Origin of the sequence: Nocardiopsis yanglingensis (genome assembly GCF_045809185.1) — a bacterium.
Classification (GTDB): Bacteria; Pseudomonadota; Gammaproteobacteria; order Xanthomonadales; family Xanthomonadaceae; genus Stenotrophomonas; species Stenotrophomonas yanglingensis.
The window spans coordinates 240991-262513 of sequence record NZ_JBJNRH010000004.1 but is presented as its reverse complement, the minus strand read 5'-3'; the positions used below and the strand labels follow the sequence as shown (position 1 = coordinate 262513).

24 protein-coding genes and 1 tRNA gene are annotated in these 21523 nt (G+C 63.6%); 10 read left to right on the top strand and 15 right to left on the bottom strand.

Annotated features, from left to right (window positions below):
- The first annotated feature begins 39 nt into the window (after window positions 1-39).
- Window positions 40-1068, top strand: a complete 1029-nt coding sequence (locus tag ACJ7C5_RS08810; RefSeq protein ID WP_412703674.1) for an IclR family transcriptional regulator — start codon at window positions 40-42, stop codon at window positions 1066-1068.
- Between the two features lie 8 nt (window positions 1069-1076).
- Here the strand turns inward: ACJ7C5_RS08810 and ACJ7C5_RS08805 are convergent, their stop codons facing one another.
- The gene (locus ACJ7C5_RS08805) at window positions 1077-1970 is read right to left on the bottom strand and encodes a DMT family transporter (protein ID WP_412703673.1); all 894 of its coding nucleotides are present in this window, start codon (window positions 1968-1970) and stop codon (window positions 1077-1079) included.
- A 64-nt stretch (window positions 1971-2034) separates the two neighbouring features.
- Between ACJ7C5_RS08805 and ACJ7C5_RS08800 the strand changes: the two genes are divergently transcribed.
- Both ACJ7C5_RS08800 and ACJ7C5_RS08795 read left to right on the top strand, forming a co-directional pair.
- Window positions 2035-2838, top strand: a complete 804-nt coding sequence (locus ACJ7C5_RS08800) for an AraC family transcriptional regulator (RefSeq protein WP_412703672.1) — start codon at window positions 2035-2037, stop codon at window positions 2836-2838.
- Window positions 2839-2922: 84 nt separating this feature from the next.
- Window positions 2923-3564, top strand: a complete 642-nt coding sequence (locus ACJ7C5_RS08795) for a glutathione S-transferase family protein (protein ID WP_412703671.1) — start codon at window positions 2923-2925, stop codon at window positions 3562-3564.
- Between the two features lie 21 nt (window positions 3565-3585).
- Here ACJ7C5_RS08795 and ACJ7C5_RS08790 read toward each other — a convergent pair whose 3' ends face one another.
- Complete coding sequence (locus ACJ7C5_RS08790) at window positions 3586-3975, bottom strand: hypothetical protein (RefSeq protein ID WP_412703670.1); 390 nt, start codon at window positions 3973-3975, stop codon at window positions 3586-3588.
- Between the two features lie 67 nt (window positions 3976-4042).
- Window positions 4043-4462 (bottom strand): H-NS histone family protein, encoded by a 420-nt coding sequence (locus ACJ7C5_RS08785; RefSeq protein ID WP_088027349.1) that lies wholly within the window; start codon window positions 4460-4462, stop codon window positions 4043-4045.
- Between the two features lie 118 nt (window positions 4463-4580).
- Between ACJ7C5_RS08785 and ACJ7C5_RS08780 the strand changes: the two genes are divergently transcribed.
- The gene (locus tag ACJ7C5_RS08780; RefSeq protein WP_094001086.1) at window positions 4581-4973 is read left to right on the top strand and encodes a DoxX family protein; all 393 of its coding nucleotides are present in this window, start codon (window positions 4581-4583) and stop codon (window positions 4971-4973) included.
- Window positions 4974-4991: 18 nt separating this feature from the next.
- Here ACJ7C5_RS08780 and ACJ7C5_RS08775 read toward each other — a convergent pair whose 3' ends face one another.
- From ACJ7C5_RS08775 to ACJ7C5_RS08745, 7 genes are all read right to left on the bottom strand, one after another.
- Complete coding sequence (locus ACJ7C5_RS08775; protein ID WP_412703669.1) at window positions 4992-6710, bottom strand: serine hydrolase domain-containing protein; 1719 nt, start codon at window positions 6708-6710, stop codon at window positions 4992-4994.
- 195 nt (window positions 6711-6905) lie between these two features.
- Complete coding sequence (locus ACJ7C5_RS08770; RefSeq protein ID WP_412703668.1) at window positions 6906-7493, bottom strand: hypothetical protein; 588 nt, start codon at window positions 7491-7493, stop codon at window positions 6906-6908.
- Window positions 7494-7528: 35 nt separating this feature from the next.
- A complete protein-coding gene (locus ACJ7C5_RS08765) occupies window positions 7529-8116 on the bottom strand; it encodes a hypothetical protein (RefSeq protein ID WP_412703667.1) in 588 nt (195 codons plus the stop codon).
- A gap of 2 nt (window positions 8117-8118) precedes the next feature.
- Window positions 8119-8823 (bottom strand): hypothetical protein, encoded by a 705-nt coding sequence (locus ACJ7C5_RS08760; protein ID WP_412703666.1) that lies wholly within the window; start codon window positions 8821-8823, stop codon window positions 8119-8121.
- 626 nt (window positions 8824-9449) lie between these two features.
- Entirely contained in the window at window positions 9450-9746 is a 297-nt protein-coding gene (locus ACJ7C5_RS08755; protein ID WP_412703665.1) for a hypothetical protein, read from the bottom strand.
- Window positions 9747-9811: 65 nt separating this feature from the next.
- Window positions 9812-10948, bottom strand: coding sequence for a nucleotidyltransferase family protein (locus ACJ7C5_RS08750; protein ID WP_412703664.1), 1137 nt, complete (start codon window positions 10946-10948; stop codon window positions 9812-9814).
- Window positions 10945-11580, bottom strand: coding sequence for a Cap15 family cyclic dinucleotide receptor domain-containing protein (locus ACJ7C5_RS08745; RefSeq protein ID WP_412703663.1), 636 nt, complete (start codon window positions 11578-11580; stop codon window positions 10945-10947). Before ACJ7C5_RS08745 ends, ACJ7C5_RS08750 begins: the two co-directional genes overlap by 4 nt.
- Window positions 11581-11620: 40 nt before the next feature.
- Here ACJ7C5_RS08745 and ACJ7C5_RS08740 point away from each other — a divergent pair, with 40 nt between their 5' ends.
- Window positions 11621-12592: a BrxR family helix-turn-helix transcriptional regulator gene (locus ACJ7C5_RS08740; RefSeq protein ID WP_412703662.1), complete on the top strand. Its 972-nt coding sequence runs from the start codon at window positions 11621-11623 to the stop codon at window positions 12590-12592.
- Here ACJ7C5_RS08740 and ACJ7C5_RS08735 read toward each other — a convergent pair.
- Window positions 12546-12887 carry a hypothetical protein gene (locus ACJ7C5_RS08735; RefSeq protein WP_412703691.1) on the bottom strand — a complete coding sequence of 114 codons (342 nt, stop codon included), beginning with the start codon at window positions 12885-12887 and terminating at the stop codon, window positions 12546-12548. The two genes, ACJ7C5_RS08740 and ACJ7C5_RS08735, sit on opposite strands and share 47 nt — an antisense overlap.
- A gap of 74 nt (window positions 12888-12961) precedes the next feature.
- Between ACJ7C5_RS08735 and ACJ7C5_RS08730 the strand changes: the two genes are divergently transcribed.
- Complete coding sequence (locus tag ACJ7C5_RS08730; protein ID WP_412703661.1) at window positions 12962-13111, top strand: hypothetical protein; 150 nt, start codon at window positions 12962-12964, stop codon at window positions 13109-13111.
- Here ACJ7C5_RS08730 and ACJ7C5_RS08725 read toward each other — a convergent pair.
- From ACJ7C5_RS08725 to dtd, 4 genes are all read right to left on the bottom strand, one after another.
- Window positions 13108-13830, bottom strand: coding sequence for a hypothetical protein (locus tag ACJ7C5_RS08725; RefSeq protein WP_412703660.1), 723 nt, complete (start codon window positions 13828-13830; stop codon window positions 13108-13110). The genes ACJ7C5_RS08730 and ACJ7C5_RS08725 overlap by 4 nt on opposite strands.
- 422 nt (window positions 13831-14252) lie before the next feature.
- Window positions 14253-14328, bottom strand: a tRNA-Ile gene (locus tag ACJ7C5_RS08720).
- A gap of 397 nt (window positions 14329-14725) precedes the next feature.
- Window positions 14726-16579, bottom strand: coding sequence for an RNA polymerase sigma factor RpoD (rpoD, locus tag ACJ7C5_RS08715; RefSeq protein ID WP_094001096.1), 1854 nt, complete (start codon window positions 16577-16579; stop codon window positions 14726-14728).
- A 90-nt stretch (window positions 16580-16669) separates the two neighbouring features.
- On the bottom strand, window positions 16670-17110 hold the full coding sequence (dtd, locus tag ACJ7C5_RS08710; protein WP_049401012.1) for a D-aminoacyl-tRNA deacylase: 441 nt from the start codon (window positions 17108-17110) through the stop codon (window positions 16670-16672).
- 61 nt (window positions 17111-17171) lie between these two features.
- Between dtd and ACJ7C5_RS08705 the strand changes: the two genes are divergently transcribed.
- The 4 genes from ACJ7C5_RS08705 (at window position 17172) to ACJ7C5_RS08690 (ending at window position 21411) form a co-directional block, all read left to right on the top strand.
- Complete coding sequence (locus tag ACJ7C5_RS08705) at window positions 17172-18092, top strand: lauroyl acyltransferase (RefSeq protein WP_412703659.1); 921 nt, start codon at window positions 17172-17174, stop codon at window positions 18090-18092.
- Window positions 18093-18181: 89 nt separating this feature from the next.
- Entirely contained in the window at window positions 18182-19294 is a 1113-nt protein-coding gene (gene ribA / locus ACJ7C5_RS08700) for a GTP cyclohydrolase II RibA (RefSeq protein WP_412703658.1), read from the top strand.
- Between the two features lie 75 nt (window positions 19295-19369).
- A complete protein-coding gene (locus ACJ7C5_RS08695) occupies window positions 19370-19870 on the top strand; it encodes a PH domain-containing protein (protein WP_088480054.1) in 501 nt (166 codons plus the stop codon).
- A complete protein-coding gene (locus tag ACJ7C5_RS08690; RefSeq protein WP_412703657.1) occupies window positions 19867-21411 on the top strand; it encodes a PH domain-containing protein in 1545 nt (514 codons plus the stop codon). The genes ACJ7C5_RS08695 and ACJ7C5_RS08690 overlap by 4 nt, the downstream gene beginning before the upstream one ends.
- Window positions 21412-21523 lie beyond the last annotated feature (112 nt).

Genomic DNA, 21523 nt, shown 5'->3' with positions numbered 1-21523 from the left:
TCCAATGTTCCGGCCGTACCGCCGCAAGGGAAGTACGAGATGACGACGGCAGTTCGCACCGGCCTGACCGACCTGGTCGCTGATGCGCAGCGGTACCTGCGCAGGATTCTTCCCGGGCTGGCCTCGGCGGTACATCCACTTGCTTCATTGCATGCCATTCCGCACGCCATGGCATCGCGCTACCACTTCGCCGAACTGACGCTGTACGGGGAAACCCCGGCCATGCTCGCCGTAGCCCGCGAACCGGGTGAATCCAGCACCCGTGTGATCCAGGATGTGCGCTGCCTGCGCTCGGCAGCGAATGCGCTGGTGCTGTATGTCTCGCCCTATCTCACGCCGACCCAGCGCCGCTTCCTGGTCGAGAACCACATCGACTTCGTGGTCCCGCATGCGCAACTGTTTGCTCCCAGCCTCGCCATCGAATTCCGCGACGCGCCTGATCACGAGAAGAAGGCCATCTCGCTGCTGCCTTCGGCACAGGCCGTGCTGATCCACGTGCTGCTGAGCGGCCAATCGCGCTGGTGGTCGCCGCGCGAGATCAGCGCCGCCGCCGGCTACACCTCGATGACGGCGTCGCGCCTGTCTGCCGAACTGGTCGGTCGCGGCCTGGTCGAGCGCTCCACCGGTGGCCGCGAGCGCTTCCTGAAGCTGGCCGGCAACCGCGACGAAGTCTGGGCCAGGGCACAGCCGTTCCTGCGCTCCCCCATCCTGAAGGAAGTGGATGTCTGCTGGGGCCCGACCGCCGAGGCACTCCGCGATGCCGGGCATCCGGCGCCGAAGGCAGGCCTCGACGCGCTTGCTGAAACGTCACCGCCCCCGATCGCTGGCACCCGCGCACTGTACATCGATGCGTGGCGGTTGCTGGGCGCACTTCCCATGCCCGGTCCGGACTGCCGCCAGAGCGCACGATTGCAGATCTGGGCCTATCCGCCGGCATTCACCAGTATTGGCGATGTGGTGGACCCGCTTTCGCTGTATCTCAGCCTGCAGGGCAAACGCGGCCATGATGCAGACGCGCTGCAACAGCGGGTGGAACAGGCGTTGAGCGGAGACACATATCCCGCATGACCGAAGCCCTACGCGGGCTGCTCGCTCGGCACTGCAGCAGCGCGCCGGGCGCTGTACTCGGCGAACACCACGCCAGACACCGCGAGCACACCGCCGACCAGTACCCAGCCACTGAGCGATTCGCCCAACAGCAGCACGGCCAGCGCAGCGGTCACGATCGGCACCAGGTTGAAGAAGCCGGACACACGTGCGGCTCCCAGCCGCGATAGTCCGGTCATCCAGGTCAGCGGCGCCAGGATCGAGGCGCACACGGCGGCAAAACCGATACAGCCGACCGCCGTCAGGTTGTTCACCCCGGTGCCGATCAACAGCTGCACGGGCAACAGGATCAGCGATGCAGCGGTGGCCTGCAGGAACAGCGACTCCAGCACCGACAGCGGAATCTTCCAGCGCTGCATCAGCACGTTGTAGGCAGCGAAGGCCAATGCACCGATCAGCATGATCGCGTCGCCGCGGTTCAGGCCCTGCGCGGCCAACCGTGCCAGGTCGCCCTGCGATACCACCGCCACCACGCCGAGGGTGGAGATCACCGCGCCAAGAATGGAAGTGCCACGCACCGGATGGCCCATGAACACGCGTGACAGCGCCAGCGCGATCAACGGAATCAGCGCCTGGATCACCCCCATGTTGGTGGCCGAGGTGAAGTGCGCCGCATAGTAGGCCAGGCACTGGTACATCACCCCACCCAGGCAGCCCAGCACCAGGAAGCGTCCGAGATTGGCGCGCACGGTCGGCAGGTTTTCGCGCAGACGTGGCAGCGCGAACGGCAGCAGGACCACCGCGGCGATCAGCCAGCGGAAGAAGCCGATGTCGATGGGGCCGACCGAGCCCGAGGCGAGCTTGGTGACAATGGTGTTCGCGCCCCATAACAGGCAGGCGAGGATCGGGAAGAGATAGTTCACGCGTGTGGGTGTACGTGGGGAATTGTCCAGCGTACGCTTGGCGCATATCGAGGACATCCCGAAAATGCGCCACACCGACCCCGGCTTGCGGCAACCGATGGAGCCGATCCCCACCTTCCGCGAACTGCCTGGCCCGATCTACTTCCGGCAGGGTGCGATGGAACCCACCGACTGGGGGACGCACAGCCATCCGTGGGGCCAGTTCAACTTTGTCGCACAGGGTGTGATGGAGATGAAGATCGACGGCGAGTGGATGGTGTCCCCGCCGCACTACGCGATATGGATTCCACCGGGGATGGCCCACTACTCGCGCAACCGCTCGCAACTGGCCTATCGCTCGGCCTATCTGTCGCCGGCCTTGTCACGCCGGTTGCCTGATCGCTGCCGTGCACTGGAAGTCAGCCCGCTGCTGCGCGAGCTGCTGCACGAACTGGCACGGCAGGGCGTGACCGATCCGCGGACGCCGGCCCAACGGCGCATGGCCACCGTGGTGATCGACCAGATCGTCAATGCGGCCGTACTGCCCAGCTTCCTGCCGATCGCCAGCAGCGATGCGCTGAAGCAGGTGATGGCGTACATGGAGAAACACCTGTCGGTAGCCGAATCGGTTGCCGAGATCGCGCAGCGGCACCACATGAGCGTGCGCAAGCTGGAGCGCCTGGCACGCAGCGAGCTGGGCATGTCGCTGGGCGACTGGCGTGGACGGGTGAAGTTCGTGCGCGCCACCGAAGCACTGTGCACACGCCGGCCGATCAGCCGGATCGCCGAAGAGCTGGGCTACTCCGGCGTCAGCGCCTTCGCCGAGATGTTCAAGCGGCACGCGCAGTGCACGCCGGATCAGTACCGGAAACTGCATCGGGCGGGGTGAACGACGCAGCGGGCGCTGTCGATTTCCCGCCTCCCCGTTCGTCGGAACAGGAAAGGCCCTCCTTCGGCCTGCTGGAGCCGCCCGATGTGCCCGATTCTCACCGCCTTCGCCACTTCCCCGGACCGCGGCCAGGGCCTGGCCCGTGACATGCGCGTACGCTGGGCGCTGGAGGAACTGGCCGTGCCCTACGATGTGCAGCTGCTCAGCTTCACCGAGATGAAGCAGCCCGCACACCTGGCGCGCAATCCCTTCGGGCAGATTCCCACCTGGCAGGAGGGCGACCGGCTCCTGTTCGAATCCGGTGCGATCGTGCTGCACCTGGCCGAGCAACACCCCGGCCTGCTGCCAGCCGACCCGGATGCGCGCATGCGCGCGATCATGTGGCTGTTTGCTGCGCTGAACACGGTGGAGCCGCCCATCGTCGAACGCTCCATGGTCTGGGTGCTGGAGCGCGAGCAGCCCTGGTATGCACAGCGCCTGCCGATGCTCGATGAGCGTGTGCGTATGCGGCTGGCGCAGCTGTCGGCGTGGCTGGGCAAAGCCCTGTGGCTTGACGGCGACTTCAGCGTGGGCGACCTGATGATGGTCTCGGTACTGCTGCGCCTGAAGAGCAGCGGCCTCCTCGACGAGCACCCGCAGGTGGTCGCCTATGTGGGCCGTGCAACACAACGCCCCGCCTACCAGCGTGCGTTTGCTGCGCAGCTGGCGGTGTTCCAGAACGCCTGACGCTACGCCCGTGGGCAGCCCTCAGTGCAGACTGCGCCGAGATGCGGCCTGCACCAGCATCAGCTGCACCACCAGGATCAGCATCGCGCAACCTGACAGCAGCCACGGATCGATATACCACTGCGCGTTGAAGCTGAAATCTCCTGCGGAAATGCGCTTCCAGCCGTTGAAGTGCTGCATCGCCGCGACCACGAACGCGAAGCCGCCCGCGGTGTACGACAACCACGGCACGATGAGCCCGCCCGGTCGCGCGAACAGCGTCAACACACCCAGCACGCCGATGACCGTGCGCTGCACGCGGCAGAACGGGCAGACATAGGCCATCCCGCTCCATTCCACCGCCCAGGCCAGCAGGCTGACCAGCACCGCAGCGCCTGCCGCGACGTAGAGCATTCTGGGCGGAATCGTCATGCTGCCATCGTGTGCCATCCCGTGCTCCTTCGTTCAAAGACCCAGGCAGGGTAGCAGCGCGGCAGGTTCAATCCTTCTTGAAAACCGTGCGCTTGCCGATCGGGCTGCTCTTGCGCGCCGTCGGCCGCGCCAGGCCGGGAATCAGGAAGTCGGTCACCTTGTGGCCCTTCTGCACCTTGGACGCCAACCAGCGCGGCATGCGCCCGCGGCCGGACCAGGTCAGGCGCTTGTACTCCGGATCGCGGTACTTGGCGGCCACTTTCCCGGTTCTGCGCCGTGCCGGCTTCCGGCGCGGTGCGTCCTCTTCGATGGCCTCTTCGCCGAACAGCTCTTCGAGGGTATAGCCCGCTTCAGCCGCTGCGGATTTCAGCATCCGTCGTACCGCACTGGCCGGACGGCGGCTGGAAATCAGCTGTTTCCGCTGTTCAGCGGCAACCACCAAGGCGCCCAGCTCCCGAAGGCTGAGCGATTCAATATCAATCGTCATGGGAGAAAGGTCTCCTGCGGACGGCCAGCTGTCAAGGCGCCTTGCCCCTCGCGTAGACACAGGCTTCACTGCCGGTGGGCTCCGATCGCCTTCGCCGGCCATCTCCGAGGACACCGACGTGAGCCACTCATCCCATTCGCTCGCTTACCTGCTTGCACGCATCCTGCTGATGGCGCTGTTCCTGGTCTCCGGCCTGGGCAAGCTAGGTGATCTCGGCGGCACCCAGGGCTACATGGAAGCGATGGGCGTGCCCGGCATCCTGCTCTGGCCCACCATCGCCTTCGAGATCGGCAGCGGACTGTGCATCCTGCTCGGCTTCCAGACCCGGCTGGTGTCGGTCGTGCTGGTGGGTTTCAGCCTGGTCACCGCCTTCATCTTCCACCACAACTTCGCCGACCAGACCCAGCAGATCATGTTCCTGAAGAACCTGGGGCTGGCCGGCGGCTTCCTGCTGCTGGCCTGCACCGGCGCCGGGCGCTACAGCATTGATGGCCGGGGGCGGCGCGCATGACCCAGCGCCACGCAGGCATCAGCCCGCGTCCGCATTGCGGACGCGCTGCAAGCGCAGGTTGCGCCACGTGGGCTGGGGGCCACGGAAGTCCACGGCTTCGCCATCGCTGGTGAACAACAGGCCTGGCTCCACTTCAGCAACCAGACGGATGCCATCGATGTACAGCCAGCCCTGTCGTTGTTCCAGCACAACGGACATTGACGGCTTCCCCCATTGGTCGATGCGATAGCGCCCCAGCCAGGGAAGCCAATGGGGGCCATTCGGCCCGGCAGGCATCTCCATGGCGTCGTTCTGGTCCAGGCCATCTTCTCCGTTCGTACATTCCAGATGCGCAGGCAGCATGTCCGTTGCCTCATGGTAACGGTACGTCGCAACCTCTCCATCGGCGCCCTCGGTAAACAGTTGATCGCAGTCGATGGCCGCAAGCCGGGTACCCGCTTCATTGGCCTCTCGACGCAGCAGCAGCTCACCATTTCCGGCAACCACAATCTTCGCTTTGGCGCTGCGGCCAATCCAGTTTCCCGCCATCCGCCGCAGCTGGCTCTGGTTCAACCGGATCGGTGCCAGCGACGATACCGGCACGCGGGGCTGCCGTGGTCCGAAACGCGCCGACAACAGTTGATCAAGCAGACGCTCGCCGAAGCCATACCCTGCGGACGTCGCACGGTTGAACATTGCAGCGAAACCCACATGCGCCTGCGGGCAGTAAGTGAAAACGCAACCGAATCCGAAGCCTCCGCCGCGGTGGTGCAGCAGCCGCACCGGTGTGCTGCCGTAGCGGCGCTCGCTGCGCATCACACCGAGCCCGTAGTCGCCACCCAGGCCGAAGCCATGCATCTCCTCCCAGAGATCAGGTGCAAGCAGTTGCTGCGTACCTGCCTTACCGCCAGCAAGCATGAAGCCAAGATACTTGGCCATATCGGCAGCACTGGTCCAGACGCCACCGGATACCACCAGTGGCGTCACCGGCGGTACCTGCACGAAGCCTTCCTGGGTTCCCAGTGCGCGGCCCTTGCTTGCCAGATAGACCGAAGCATCCGCCGTACTTTCGTGCATTCCCAGCGGCTCGAAGATCCGACGCCGCAGCCACTGCGGGTAGCCGACACCCGCAGCCTGTTCAAGGACATGGCCTGCAAGGTCGAAGCCCAGGTTGGAATAGCGGTAGCGCGTACCTACCGGAAAGCGCAGCCATGTCTGGGAGATGCTGCGGACGTGCGCATCAAAGCCCGGCGACGCCGGTTCGTAGTTGTTGCCCAGCGGCGCCTCGTGCGTGAATCCAGCGCGGTTGGCAAGCAGCAGGCGCAGCGTGATGCGCTCCTGCGGTGAATGCTCGAAGCGGCTGTGCACCGTGAACGACGGCAGATAGCGGGTAATGGGCGCGTCCAGATCAAGGATGCCGTCCTGCACGGCCAACAGCACCGCCACCGCCGCGAAATTCTTCGAGGTGGACTGGATGCTGAACATCGTGCTGACGTCTACTGCTGCACTACCGTGGCCCGATGCGTACCCGAAGCCCTCGGCCCAGCGCACCTGCCCGCCTTCGACCAGGCAGACGGCAGCGGCACCGATGTCGCTGCCTTTCATGGCGGAGTGGACTGCATCCCGCTCCGTCTCGATCAAGCTCTCCGTAAGGACAGCATACGTCTTCCCGGTAGCAATGCCCGCGGGCACGAACGCAACCGCCGGAACCGCAGCGGCGTTGGCCAGGAAAGTGCGACGACTGAGCGTATGAGGCATCAGATCACTCCACTTCGGGATGCCGTCATCTTCCTGCCTGCAGAAGCAGCGGGGCATGTGTCATTCGGCACAGGGAAGGCCAACGCTGCACGTCGAGTAGCGAGCCTTGATGAACAACCCGCACAGCAGGTTCATGCACCAGACGGCCGATCAGGCACCTCCAGACCCGGCCGGCGAACCGGCCGGGCTCGGAAGTTACATCGAGGTCAGAACAACCAGGTTGAACTTCGCGTTGACACCCCAGGAACCGCCGGAACCCGTCGCCCCCAGGCTCAGGTTGAAGCTGCTGCCGCTACCGAACGAGCTGCCACCGGAGAAGTTGACGCCAACTCCGCCGCCGAACTCACGCGTCAGCGTGCCACGCCAGCCTTGGCCGAAGTCGTAGGATGCTCCGATGCTGTTCGGCGAGAAGTTGATGGTGGTGTCCTTGAATCGCAGCTCACCCGAGCCGGTCAGGTTACCGCGGCTATCGAAGTTGCCGGTGATCTTGGCCTGCTCCGTGCCTACGTTGTAGCTCACGGAACCGGTGACACGCTCGTTCGCGTAGCGAAGCGAAAGCTGAGAGCGATCCTGACCGACGTTGACGGTCGCCTCGCCGCTCTTTACACCGCCGCTCACATCGAATCCATCGAGCGATCCATTGAAGCGCGCACCGACAGCACGACCAGCATCCCACATCACGTCACCGGACACGCTCCAGTCCGAATTGTCCATCGGCAGATCCGGGCCGTCGCGGTGACCCATCACGGCGATCTTGTCATTCTTGATTGCTTTCTTGCTCATGTTTCTCTTGCTCACTTTTCAATGCCTTTCGGCGTTTATCCGAGAACGCCAGCCAATCCGGCGCCTCTGGAAACGAAAAAGGGCTGCACATGGCAGCCCTTCAAATTTGGTTGCGACCGAATCAATCCATCGTTCGCCTGAGCATGTGCGTACTGCCAAATCACCGGCGCGCACGTGATCTTCGGCTTCGTTGACGATTCGAATTCCAGTCCCAACAACCTGTGCACGTAGTACCGCGCGAGCATCACATTCGATGGCTCCGGCGCCAGTTCCGGACTTCCGGTTGATGATTGCCCGCCCCCGTTCCCGACGGGTCGGAGGCATTGATCCGACATGGGATCGCGGGCAAAGAAAAAGCCCCGGCGGGCCGGGGCTTGCGATTGGATGATGGCAATACTGACGCTCTTTTCGATGACCTGGGAAGTCATCGCCAAGTGGACGTTGTGAGTCCCTTGCTGATAGGCGCTGTCCATTCTGTCTGATGGTTGGCGACCCCGGCTTTCGAAGGATCGTAGGAACCGATCCGACATGGGATCGCGGGCAAAGAAAAAGCCCCGGCTGACCGGGGCTTGAGATTGGATGATGGCAATATTGACGCTCTTTTCGATGACCTGGGAAGTCATCGCTAAGCAGCCTGTGTGAGCACCTTGCTGAACTGCCTTGCAGCACGCGACTCTTCGGCGCGGAAGTTGGCAAGCATCCACTCATAGACTGTCCGCCAGAACCGGCTGTAAGCTGACCAATCGGCACCAATCGCGCCTGCGCGCTTCCGGCCACTGAGCGGCTCGAAGCCACTTCCGCCGCAGTGTTCACAGCTCCCCCCGCCGGCTACTGCGCCATTGCGGACAACCTTCTTGCCACCGCACCGCGGGCACTCGCATGAACCGGCCATCTCAGCAATCACCGCTCCGGCCAGAGCCCCAAGCTGCTCCATCGTGTTATTGGGCCATGCCCCCACCCGTGCATCTTCCAGCGCCTGCTCGGCACGGCGAAGCTCGCGCCGTTGGGCATCCGTGACCACGCCTCCGCACCAGCCCATACTGGCCTTGGCGATACCAAACTGGGTGCGTGCGTCCGCCAGCGCGTGCATCTGGCGGGTGAATTCAGGTGCCACCAGGGCTACAACAGCCTGGCGCAGTTGCTCGCGCCGTCGCTGGCCACTCTCCGGCCACCAGAGAGCCTGCAGCAGTTCACGTCCAAGACCCTGCGGAACATACGCCAGCGCTGCGACGATTTCCTCTGTATTCGGGCCGCCGGCACTCCCGTCGAAGCTCAACGTCTTCGGACCAGTCCGGCTCGACAGCAGCTCGCGTACCTCGTTGATTCCCATGCGCCCTCTCCTTGGTGATTTGCTCGTTCAGTGAGTGCTCGCGCCGGGGGACGAATCGCTGGGACTCGATAAGAGCCCTTTTCCAACTCCGGAAGCTGATATCCACTCCGCTCCATTTTGCGGGGCACCAGTGATTGGCAGCCATTGCATTCGTGCACCGCCGCACCCGGTGATGAAATCAGCCAGGAGACCATCTGCGCTCGTAGAACGAACGTGGCGCCAATGCGGGGCGTCAGCATTGGGTGTACTCCCGTGACCTACAGGAGGTGATCATGGGCGCCGCTGAAGTGATCACCGGAGCCCGGCTGCGACGTCGGGTCGATGCCGGCATAGCTCAGCGATCATCCGAACTGATCCGATCGTACTGGGTCAAGCGCACTGGGACCGGCCGCCCCCGTCGCTGAGATGTACCGACCACAGTGCAGACCTTCTAGTTCTGGAGCTTGCCCACAAGCGCTTCTTGATCAACCCGAAGCCAGGGTGTGTGGCTCGCATTGAGAGCTCTCTAGCCACCCAGGTCGCAATCCTCGATTGGTGGTAGATGGAACGCCACTCGCATACTGGCAGTCAGAGGAAGACCCTGACTGCCACCCAGTTGCCACTGCGGGATATGAAAGCAGCACAGTTCAGCGCGTGATTCCGCTCCCCCAAGTTCCATCTTTACCTACTGCGATGAAGATCTCCGACTGGAAGCCTCGAGCAGTGAATGCCGCGATGACCTTTTCTCTGATGTCATCGCGTACGGAATCCACCGACTGCCCATTGAAGTCCCCCAGAACGGTAGTGGTGGGAATAACCACCTCGCGCTTGCTGCCTACTTGAACACGCCTTAGTCCAATCTTCTCGAGGTCGGAGTAGGCATTCTTGTAGTCGGCACTACTGGCCGCTTGTAGATCGAAGGTACACAGAACTTGATATGTCATGCTCACTCCTGATTCTGATTGTTTAGGTTGGGCAACCAAGGGCGCATAGACAGCGGCGTCTTCCCTCACCCATAGGCGGGAATCTGCGTACGTTCTAGCATTCTCATCCAATCATTGAACTGCATGACTCCGGTTCCGAGTGGAGCCTGCTCCTGACTGACGTTTCGCGAAAGCTTGACGAGCTCATCTGCCAGAATCGCAATTGAGTTGATCTTCTCCTGACTGTCGAAGACCGCACGGGAGCCGTCAGGTGTCCGTAGACGCCGCGCATGGTCCGAGTTCCCGACTAGGTAGACAAAGAAGCGGGTCGTGGCAGACAAGATCGAAAGCTCCTGAATTACTCCGGCCCTCAAGGAGCTGACATCAGCACTCCACAGTGCGGACGCAACGTCATAGCTGGTTATCGCAACTTTCCGGCCCTCATCAACTGCGTCGACCTTAAGCGTCTTACAAAGTCGAATCGCCTTCTTCAGTCCACCCCATGTTTCGGTATCGCGCTCTGACAAACGGCGAAGGTGTAGGAAGGGTGCATTTCCAATCAGCTCAGGAACATGCTTGTCCAATATCTCCACGCCCCGGAAGTCTTCATCACGTGATTCCTGATATTCCGGGGTATCAAACCATACTGCGGGCACCACATCGACGTTCCGCTGAAGCGATCCGCCACAAAGCGTGATTGCCTTCGCCCCTCCGCAGTCGACATCTGCAGCCGGATAGGCGTCTCGAAGAATTCTCTCCAGTCGTTTCCTCAGGTCCACCAAGGTCTGCACTGCAGAATACGGATAAGGGCTGTCGTAGTAGCCCTGGCGAGCGAGCACGCCGGAAGCGGCATAGCGATAGAAGCGGGGCTCAAGCACCAGGAAGTCGACGTCACTAGCACCACGGATGTGGATGTTTCCGGGCACTGATCCCTGCAGCTTAAAGCTGCAGGTCAGATCTTCGGACAGCAGTCGCTGCCGGATCTGCCCCTGCACCCGCTCAGCCTCCCGGATGCTATTGAGCGTGTAGCTTTTCTCAACCTCCTGCATCGCCCCGAGAGCGTAGCGCGTGTGCTCCCGGTTGCTACGCTTTTGATAGGCCTCCATCACATGATCAGAGAACTCGGCGCTAGCTACCGCCGCATCGTATGAACGGATGCCGCGATCGTGCCCACTGCGGCGTGCACTGAGATTCGACAGGCGCTTCTTGATATCCGTGCTCATGAGGCTTTGCTCTCCGATCGGATGAGGTTGAGAGTTCCGTATGTGTAGCGACCGTGTCCGTTGAAGTACTCGCCGCTCGCGGACTGAACGTCGAGGGGGAATGCGAGCTCTGCATAACCTCGGTGAGGCGCCATGTCGGGTTCGCTGATGCTGGGTTGGTTGCGATAGCTGTAAAGCACGCGATAGCCGTCGGCACCTTCGTAGATGAGAGCAGCCGAGGTGCTGATAGATGTCGACCTAGAGGTCTTCCACCTAATCCTGATCTTGTCCCAGCTCTGTTCGATCAGCACTTCAGCTTCCCACTCAGGGCCCAACGTCTTATCCGTCTGGTTGATCGTTTGGCCACGACACGTCCAGGTGCCTGACAGGTTCGGCACTCGCAACAGGGCAGAAAGGCGAGGCAACTTCCAAACATGGCCCTCGAAGAGCCAGTAGAGACCACCGTAGATGAGGCCTGCAGTGATCGGCCAGAGCACGACCGGAGGGATGTTGAAGCCAGCTTTGCCGATGATGGCCACCGCTAGCCCAGCAACAGCGCTCACCGCTCCGGAAAGGATCACGGATACCCACATCACGAGCTTGCCAATCAGCGCACGGTTCAATCCGCCGAGCACTGCGTATTCATGACTCATCCCCCACCCCTAGTTGACTTGGAATCAAGTTGGATAGCGAATGCCAACTATACGCATGTTTTTTATACAGTCAACTAACTGTATCTGTGGTAGCGTTCACCCCAGCTCTTGCTGGAAGCACCACTCCATGACCCCCCCTCCCCCCGCCGCGGTCCGGTGGGGCCAAGCACGTCGCTTGGCCTTCATCGACTTCCGCCTTCAATACGAAGGCCGCATAAACAGAAAGGATCTCATTGATTTCTTTGGAATTTCAGTTCCTCAGGCATCTACAGATCTAGCTGACTATGGGGTCTCAGCACCGCACAACATGCGGTACGACCCACGAGTCAGGACATATCTGGCAACTCCCGACTTCGCCCCGTTGTACGGTCGCTCCACTGCGGTCCAGTACCTGTTCGAGCTAGCCGGCATCGCTCGGGAGGCCATCTCTGCTGATGAGTCCTTTATCGGCTACACCCCACCAACGGGAGTGGTCTCTACCCCCTCTCGCCTAATCCAGGCGGCTGAAGTTGCCCGCTGGGTACAGTCCATGCGAGACAGGCTTGCCATGCGTGGGACGTACCAATCAATGGACGAACAGGGTGCGCGCGAAGTCGTGGTGTCCCCTCACGCACTCGGCTTCGACGGACTCCGCTGGCATGTGCGAGCCTACTGCCACTCACGCACCATGTTCCGCGATTTCGCTATTGGAAGATTCATTGTCGAGGGAGCTGTAGAACCTCCAACACCGATAGATCCATCTATGGATCTAGGCTGGTACACCGAAGTTGCCATCAGTCTGGTCCCACACCCCGGACTCAGTTCAGCGCAACGATCCGTGGTAATGCGGGACTACGGGATGGTCGATGGTCGCCATACTCTGCGATGCCGGAAGGCAATGCTGTTCTACACCTTGCGTCACCTCAATCTGCAAGATCTAACAGTATCTACCCAGCCTGCACAGCAACATGTCATCGTTGAGAATGCTAGCGACGTAGCACGCTGGATGGATGAGGATCGCCGGGGAGCGTAGTGCGTCGTCTACAGAGCAACGGCGAAAGCACATTGGCTCTCGGCCTCGCGGCATGCGCATTGGACGCTAGCCAGGCGTCGATCAAGAGGTTCCACATCAGCCAGCAAAGGTGAAAGACCCAGAACAGGATCGGTGACCAGATCCCAATGGCGTTCTGTAACTTGATGCGATTGACCACGATGTTGTTCTGGAAGCGCGGCAACAGCAGACGGTCGTTCTTCAGGCTTATGCACGCCCGAATGGTCAGCGGGATAAAGAAGAAGGTCATTGCGAGGTTGTAGATGACAGTTCCCATGAGTTTGAAGACAGCAAGCAGGCCGGCGCCTGGCTGCAGATCATGCCCGAAGCGGGCATGACAAGGTCCCGGGCTTGGAGTTCGACAGGGACTACGTCACAGGGGTTCTGGGTGCGCGTCTGAACCTGTGGGGCCTGCAAAGCAACATCGGCATCAGCTCTACCACCCTGCAGAAGCGTGCTCGCGACGCTACGCTGTACGCCAGCTTCAGCGGCAGCTTCTAAGTACAAGCGCCACGCCCGGCATTGGGCGTGGCGCTGCTTGTACAGCCGGAAATGGACCATGGGCGTGGTCTGGCGCCACTGTCCATATCGTCTACCGGCCCTTTCATGCCTGGGGTGTCGAATGCTCGATACCCCCCAGGCTTCAAAGGCACAAGATCAAGAAGATCCAGAGACTCAAGAAGCGAGATCGGCTTTGATGCCAGCGCCAGCGCTTCGGCATCGGCGCGTGCTTGCTCGCTCCATCCATGCCTCTCCCTCCAGGCACGGGTAGGGCGGTAGTAGCTGCAGTCTCCATACTCAATGAAGCCCACGGAGAGCAGATAGGGGCCAAGCCGTGGATTCCTCACAGCCTCGACATAGATCGCGTCCCAAGGCACCAGGTGGTCGACCAGCTCCAGGAAGCAACCGAACCAGCCCTTTCCGCGTAGCTTGGGTGTCAAGGACACTGACGCAATATCCAACGTTGTCACACGCCTTCCGATCCCGGGAAGGGAGAAGCACGTGGAGCGACGCATGTACAGCTGGTAGCCACCCCGTTTCAGATCGATGCAGCGCGCGATCTTCCGATCCTCGACCAGGCGCATCCAGGCAAAGAACTGCAACTCGATCGATACCATTCGACGAACCGCAAGCTCGTTCTTCCACGGGTCCTCAGACAGAGTGATCATCTTGCTCCTTCCCATGTCCTGGTGATTGACCGCCACGGCATCCCGGATCATCGCCCCTGATTCCATGGCAGACCCCGTACAGCGTACTGGCTGCCCGCCCGTTCATCAGCTCCTGTCCATCGACGACGACCGGGAATCTCTCCTGGGCCCAGTGAGAGGTGTATAGAGCTTCGCAGAAGGATTGGAGGCCATGAAGATCATCAGCCCATTCTCACCAAGTATGCCCAGAGAAACATACCTGACCCGATACGCTGCGCCCCTTGGTTTTAGTGCACGAATCTTGGTGTCAGTCAGCATGTGAGTCAGATGTTTGTGAGTCAGGCAGAACTGGATCGCCTAGTGACTCACACACTGACTCACTTGTTTCGTGGATGCAAGCGGAAGGGGAGAGACACCAGTGGCATCGATAGCCTTATATTTCAGCGCTTTCGGGGATTTTTTTGGACTGATCTGGACGTCCTCAGACGTCTAATTGGTGGGCCCATCAGGATTCGAACCTGAAACCAAGGGATTATGAGTCCCCTGCTCTAACCGTTGAGCTATAGGCCCGGCGCAGCTTCACAGTGTAGTGGAGGCCGCGCTCGATCGGCTACCCGGTAGCAGCAAGAACCTCAGCAACACGCCCCAACCACTTCTCCGCGGCTTCCGCGAACCACACCTGCCGCCGCAGGTGTGCCTGGAACAGCGCCACCGTCTTTCTGGCCTCTTCCAGCGCCTTCTGGTTGCCGCCGCCAGTTCCGCGCCAGACGGCGTCAGCAGCACCGATGAAGGCCGGCTTGCCTACGCGATGTGTTGAGCATCTGCGCGGTCAGCGTGCGGCCGTCGCGGCAGGTATTCAAATGGCAGATGCGACATCGTTAAGATCCAACGGGCATGGCCGGGCACTATCAAAGAAAAACCCCGCACCAGGCGGGGTTTCTCTCAACGCTTCAACAGCCGCTGGAAATCAATCGATATCCAGGAAGCTGCGCAGCTGCTCCGAGCGGCTCGGGTGACGCAGCTTGCGCAGGGCCTTCGCTTCGATCTGGCGGATGCGCTCGCGGGTCACGTCGAACTGCTTGCCGACCTCTTCCAGCGTGTGGTCGGTGTTCATGTCGATGCCGAAGCGCATGCGCAGCACCTTGGCTTCCCTCGGGGTGAGGCCGGCCAGCACGTCGCGCACGGTTTCAGACAAGTTGATGTTGGTGGTGTTCTCGATCGGGGACTCCACGTTGGTGTCCTCGATGAAGTCGCCCAGATGGGAATCCTCGTCGTCGCCGATCGGGGTTTCCATCGAGATCGGCTCCTTGGCGATCTTCATCACCTTGCGGATCTTGTCTTCCGGCATGTCCATTTCCTTGGCCAGCTCCTCCGGCGTAGCCTCGCGGCCGTACTGCTGGAGCATCTGGCGGGAAATGCGGTTCAACTTGTTGATCGTCTCGATCATGTGCACCGGAATACGGATGGTGCGCGCCTGGTCGGCGATCGAGCGGGTGATCGCCTGGCGGATCCACCAGGTGGCGTAGGTCGAGAACTTGTAACCGCGGCGGTACTCGAACTTGTCCACGGCCTTCATCAGGCCGATGTTGCCTTCCTGGATCAGGTCGAGGAACTGCAGGCCGCGGTTGGTGTACTTCTTGGCGATCGAGATCACCAGGCGCAGGTTGGCCTCGACCATTTCCTTCTTGGCCTTGCGCGCCTTGGCTTCACCGTAGGCCATGGCACGGCTGATTTCCTTCAGCTCTTCCAGGTCCAGCTGGGTCAGCTTCTCGATGTCGATCGTCGCCTGCTGTTCGGCGATGATCTGGTCCTTCACTTCGCGCAGGGCCGACGACCACTTCTGCTTGCGCTTCAGTGCGTCTTCCACCCACTCCAGGTTGGTCTGGTTGCCTTCCCAGGAACGGATGAAGTCCTTGCGCGGCATGCGGGCGGTGACGGTGGCCAGGTTCAGCACGCGGCGCTCGTGGGCCTTGATCGACGCCATGGTGTCGCGCAGCTGCTTGGTCAGCACATCGGTCAGCGGCAGCGGCAGCTTCAGGGTGACGAACACCGCCGACATCTCTTCGCGCAGGCGCGGCAGGTTCTTCTTGTCGCCCTTGGTGGCGGCCTTCTTGAAGGCATTGAAGGCATCGCTCAGCGCCTGCATGCGCGCAGCGACTTCCTCCGGGTCCGGACCGGTCGGTGCGGCTTCTTCCTCGCCACCCTCGACATCATCGTCCTCATCCTCGTCGCCATCGGCGTCGGCATCGTCGCTGTCATCAGTGGCAGCTGCGGCCGGCGCCGGGGCTTCGTCCGTCAGGTCGTTGAAGCCGACGATCACTTCGGCCAGGCGCTTCTTGCCTTCCTTGTGGGCTTCGTAGTCGGTCAGCAGCGATTCGACCGAGACCGGGAACTGGCCCAGGGCAGCCTGGACCTGCGAAAGGCCTTCCTCGATGCGCTTGGCGATGGCGATTTCGCCTTCGCGGGTCAGCAGCTCGACGGTGCCCATTTCGCGCATGTACATGCGCACCGGGTCGGTGGTACGGCCACCTTCGGTGTCGAGCGCGCTCAGCGCGGCGGCGGCTTCTTCGGCCGCGGTGTCATCGACTTCGCGGTTACCGGTGTTGCCGTCGTTGAGAAGCAGGGTTTCCACATCCGGCGCAACTTCATGGACATCAATGCCCATGCCGTTGATCATGCCGATGATGTCTTCGATCTGTTCCGGGTCGACCATGTCGTCCGGCAGATGGTCATTGACTTCGGCGTAGGTCAGGTAGCCCTGTTCCAGGCCCTTGCTGATCAGTTGCTTGATTTCGGATTGGGCAGGACGTTCGTTGGCCATGTAGTGCTCGCGCCACCGGCTAGGGAGAAATAGGGAACGTAGCATTATACCAGCCCGGGGCCCGGCCTGCCGGGCGGTGGTCCCGGCGGCCTAGGGCCTGAGAAGGAAGGTCACAGGACCGTCATTGACCAGGCTGACGACCATATGGGCACCAAATCGGCCCGTTTCCACCCCCGGCGCGTGATTTTCACGACAGATCTCGACAAATCGATTGAACCCGCGTTCAGCCTCGTCCGGCGGCGCGGCGCTGGTGAAGCTGGGCCGCATGCCCGAACGGGTGTCGGCGGCCAGGGTGAACTGGCTGACCAGCAGCAGGCCGCCGCCGGTGTCGCGCAGCGAGCGGTTCATCTTCCCGGCCTCGTCGGCGAACACCCGGTAACCCAGCAGTCGCTCGGCCATGCGGCGCAGCTGGGCCTCGGTATCGCCCGGTTCCATGCCGACCAGGGCCAGCAGGCCCGGGCCAATCTGCCCCACCGCCTCATCATCGACATGGACCGCGGCCTGGCTGACACGCTGGATCAGGACGAGCATCGTGGGCTTCCAATGAACAGGGCCGGCCACGATAGCAGCGCCCTTGGCTAAACTGGCGCCGATGAATCCGCAACGCAAAGCCCGGCTGGTCTACCGCGCCACCACCCTGTTCGCCCGCCTGCCCTGGCCGCTGCTGCGGGGATTCGCGCGCGCCCTGGCGTGGGCGTGGATCAATCTCAACGCCCGTGAGAGTCGCGTCACCCGGCGCAACCTGGAACTGGCCTACCCGGAGCTGGACAGCACTGCACGCGATTGCCTCCACCGCGATCTGCTGCGCTCCACCGCGCTGCAGGCCATCGAGACCCTGCGTCTGTGGAGCCAGAGGCCGGCCGACAACCTGCGCCTGCATCTGAAGCAGCGCCACGGCGAGGCCCTGTACGACGCAGCCCTGGCCAGCGGCAGGGGCGTGATCGTGGCCGCGCCGCACTTCGGCAACTGGGAGCTGCTGAACCAGTGGCTGGCCTCACGCGGGCAGATCGCCATCGTCTACAAGCCACCGGAGGACGAGGCCAGCGATGCCTTCCTGCAGCTGGTGCGGGGCGGCCAGAACGTGCAGCAGGTGCGCGCCGAAGGCCCGGCCGTGCGCCAACTGTTCAAGGTGCTCAAGGACGGCGGCGCCACCGGCATCCTGCCCGACCAGCAGCCCAAGGCTGGCGATGGCGTGTTCGTGCCGTTCTTCGGCGTGCAGGCGCTGACCATGACCCTGGTCAACCGGCTGGCCGAGCGCACCGGCGCCACCGTGCTGTATGGCTGGTGCGAGCGCATCGGGCCGGACATGGAATTCGCCCTGCACATCGAACCGACCGACCCGGCCGTGGCCGACCCGGACCCGCAGGTGGCCGCTACCGCCCTCAATGCCGGCATCGAGCGCATCGCCCGCCGGGACCCGGCGCAGTACCAGTGGACCTACAAGCGCTATACGCTGCGGCCACCGGGCAGCGGCGAGGAAGACCCGTACGCGACTGAGGAACACCCGCACTGACGGCCGCCTGCGACCGCCGGCCGCAGCACGTTGAATACGACGCTGGCGCCCCCATAGAGACTGCGATGTCCGCCTCCCCCGGTCCTGCCATGCCTGCTGCTTCTTTCCTGTTCGGCGATCCGGCCGCGATCCGCTGCGAACGCGCGGTTGCCGAACTGCGCGCCGGTCGCCCGGTCCTGCTCCACGATGGCCAGGGCCAGCGCCTGGCGGTAATCGCGCTGGACAGCGCCACCGCCAGCAGCTTCGCCGCCTTCGCCAGCGCCGCGTGCGAACGCCACTACCTGTTCCTGACCGCCACCCGCGCCCGCGTGCTTGGTGTGGAGGCACCGCAAGGCGCGCGCCTGCCACTGGCCGGCGTTGCCTTCGATGCCCTGCCCTCGCTGGGCTACCTGCGCGAGCCCGGCCCGATGCCGGACGGCTGGAGCACCGGTGACGCCTTCGATGCAGGCGCCGTGGAACTGGCCCGCCTCGGCCTGTTGCTGCCGGCCATGGTGGCGGTGCGCCTGGATGCCGAAGACCGCACCTTCGACGGTGCTGCCGAAGTGGCCCTGTGCGATCTGGCCGAAGGCGCAGCCCATGCGGCCCACGATTACGAACTGGTGGCGCGTTCGCCGGTACCGCTGCGCGACGTCGGCATGACCACCTTCGCGGTGTTCCGCGGCGGCGTGGCCCAGCGCGACCAGGTGGCGATCATCGTCGGTGAGCCGGACCTGTCGGCCGTGGTGCCGGTGCGCGTGCACTCCTCGTGCCTGACCGGCGACCTGTTCGGCTCGCTCAAGTGCGACTGCGGCGACCAGCTGCGGCGTGGCCTGCGCAAGCTGAAGGAACTGGGCGGCGGCGTGCTGCTGTACCTGGACCAGGAAGGCCGTGGCACCGGCATCGCCGCCAAAATGCGCGCCTACGGCTACCAGCACGACGGCCTGGACACCATCGACGCCGACGCACAGCTGGGCTTCGGTGCCGACGAGCGCCGCTACGGCAGCGCGGTGGCGATGCTGCACGGCCTGGGCATTTCGCGTGTGGCCCTGCTCAGCAACAACCCGACCAAGGCACAGCGGCTGCGCAACGCCGGCATCGAGGTGCTGGACTGCATTCCGGTCACCGGTGAGATCACCGCCGAGAACGAGCACTACCTGCGCACCAAGGCTGATCGCGCAGGCCACATGCTGGATGTGGATGCGCTGATCCAGGCTGCCCAGTAACGCAGCCGACCTGCTACCGTCTGCGCGGTGCGGTCTCGGCCGCCATCGCCCGCCCTGCCGCCTGACGGAGCCCGCGTGACCGACGTTCCCCTGACCTCCCCGCCCACCGATGCCTGGCAGTCGCTGCCGCAACGCGCCGCCCGTCTCGCTGCACTGGAAGGCGCTTTCGGTGGTCTGTTCGTGCCGGGCCTGCCACTGGCCGCGGCCGCCTGGTTCTTCGATCTGCCCGGCGGCCTGTGGACTGCCGCCCTTGGACTGCTGATCGGCATCGTCTTCGGCGCCTGGCTCGGCCGCCGGCGCTTGACCCGCACCCGCTGGCGGCTGGATGCTCAGGGCCTGGGCCTGCGCCGCGACCTGATGTGGCAGCTGGAAACGCGTATCCCCATTTCGCGCGTGCAGCACCTGGACCTGCGTCGCGGCCCGCTGGAACGCCGTGCCGGCCTGGCCACGCTGATCGTGCACACCGCCGGTACCCGCATGAGCGCGGTGACCGTGAGCGGCCTGGACGAGGCCGACGCCGAGCGCCTGCGCGACACCCTGTCCCATCAGCTCGACCAGGACGCCGACGCCCTGTGAGCCAGCCGCCGCCCCTGCCCGCGTCGCTGCCCAATGGTGGCGAGGACCATCGCCTGCACCCGTGGTCGTGGTTGTTCGTGCTGCTGATGCAGCTGCGCCACTACTTCCTGCCGCTGGTCGCGCTGCTGGTGTTCGGCCAGCGCGGCGACCGCGACCCGATGTGGGCGCAGCTGATTCCGCTGTCGGCGATCGCAGCGCTGGTGCTGGTGTCGGTGCTGCAGTACCTCAGCTACCGCTACCGCATCGGCAGCGATGCAATCACCGTGCGCAGTGGCCTGCTGGCACGCAACCGCCGCGAGATCCCGTTCGCCCGCATCCACAACGTGGAAGTGCGGCAGAACCCGCTGCACCGCCTGTTCGGTGTGGCCGAGCTGCGCCTGGAATCGGCCGGCGGCGTGCGTCCGGAAGCCGAGATGCGGGTACTGAAGCTGGACCAGGCGCTGGCGCTGGAACGACTGGTGCGCCAGCGTGGGCAGGCGCCTCAGGCCGCTGACGCGGTCACCTCCGGGCAGGTGCTCGACACCGACACCGACAGTGAGCGTGTGCTGCTGCGACTGTCGAGCTGGGACGTGGTGCGCATGGGCCTGCTCTCCAACCGCGGCTGGGCGCTGGCGATCGCCGCGTTCGGTGTTCTGTTCCAGACCGTGCCGCGACCGGTGATGGACGATGCCCTGCAGCGTGGCGGCCGCGAGGCCTTCGGCTATGCAAGCCACCTGCATCCCGGCGTGGCCGGCGCCTTCCTGCTGCTGGCCGCGGCGTTGTTGCTGGGCTGGCTGGCGCTGCGTGCGCTGTCGGTGGTGCTGACCCTGCTGCGCTACCACGGCTTCACCCTCAGTGAGCAGGAACGCCGCCTGACCGTGTCGGCCGGCCTGCTCAGCCGCACCCGCAGCAGCGTGGCGCGTCGTCGCATCCAGGCCTGGACGCTGCGCGAAGGCACCCTGCATCGCTGGTTCGGCCTGCGCCAGCTGCGCATCGACAGCGCCGCTGGCGGGCCCTCGCGCGATGAGGACCGTGCCCTGCGCGAACTGGCACCGCTGGCGTCAAGTACGCGTTGCGAGCAGCTGGTGCAGCACCTGCTGCCACAGTTGCAGTGGCCGCCGCTGCAGTGGCACGCCATTCCGCAGCGCGGCTGGTGGCGGCTGTGCCTGGGCGCGCTGGTGCTGGTGCCGCTGCTGGCTGCGGCCGCGTACTGGCGCTGGGGCCCATGGGGGCTGGTGGTATTGGCCTGGTTGCCGGTCGCCCTGCTGGTGGCGAACCGGCAGATGGCGCGCATGGGCTGGTACCTGGATGACCACTACGTGGCGGTGCGCGGCGGCTGGTGGAAGCGCTGGTGGCGCTGGGCCGAACTGGACAAGGTGCAGGGCCTGCGCCTGCAGCGTTCACCGCTGGACAAGCTGCTCGGCACCAGCAGCCTGCAGCTGGATACTGCCGGTGCGCATGGCGACGTGGCGCTCACCCTGCACCATCTGCCGCAGGCACAGGCCCAACAGGTGATGGAACAGCTGGCCGCAGCGCTGGCACGGCGCAAGCTGCGCTGGTGATGGCAGGGTCGGATTCCGGACATGTAGCAGGTAGTGCCGGCCGCTGGCCGGCAATTGCAGACAATTACCCGGGTTCCGGCCCCCCGCCGGGCCCACCACAAACCAGCGCAGG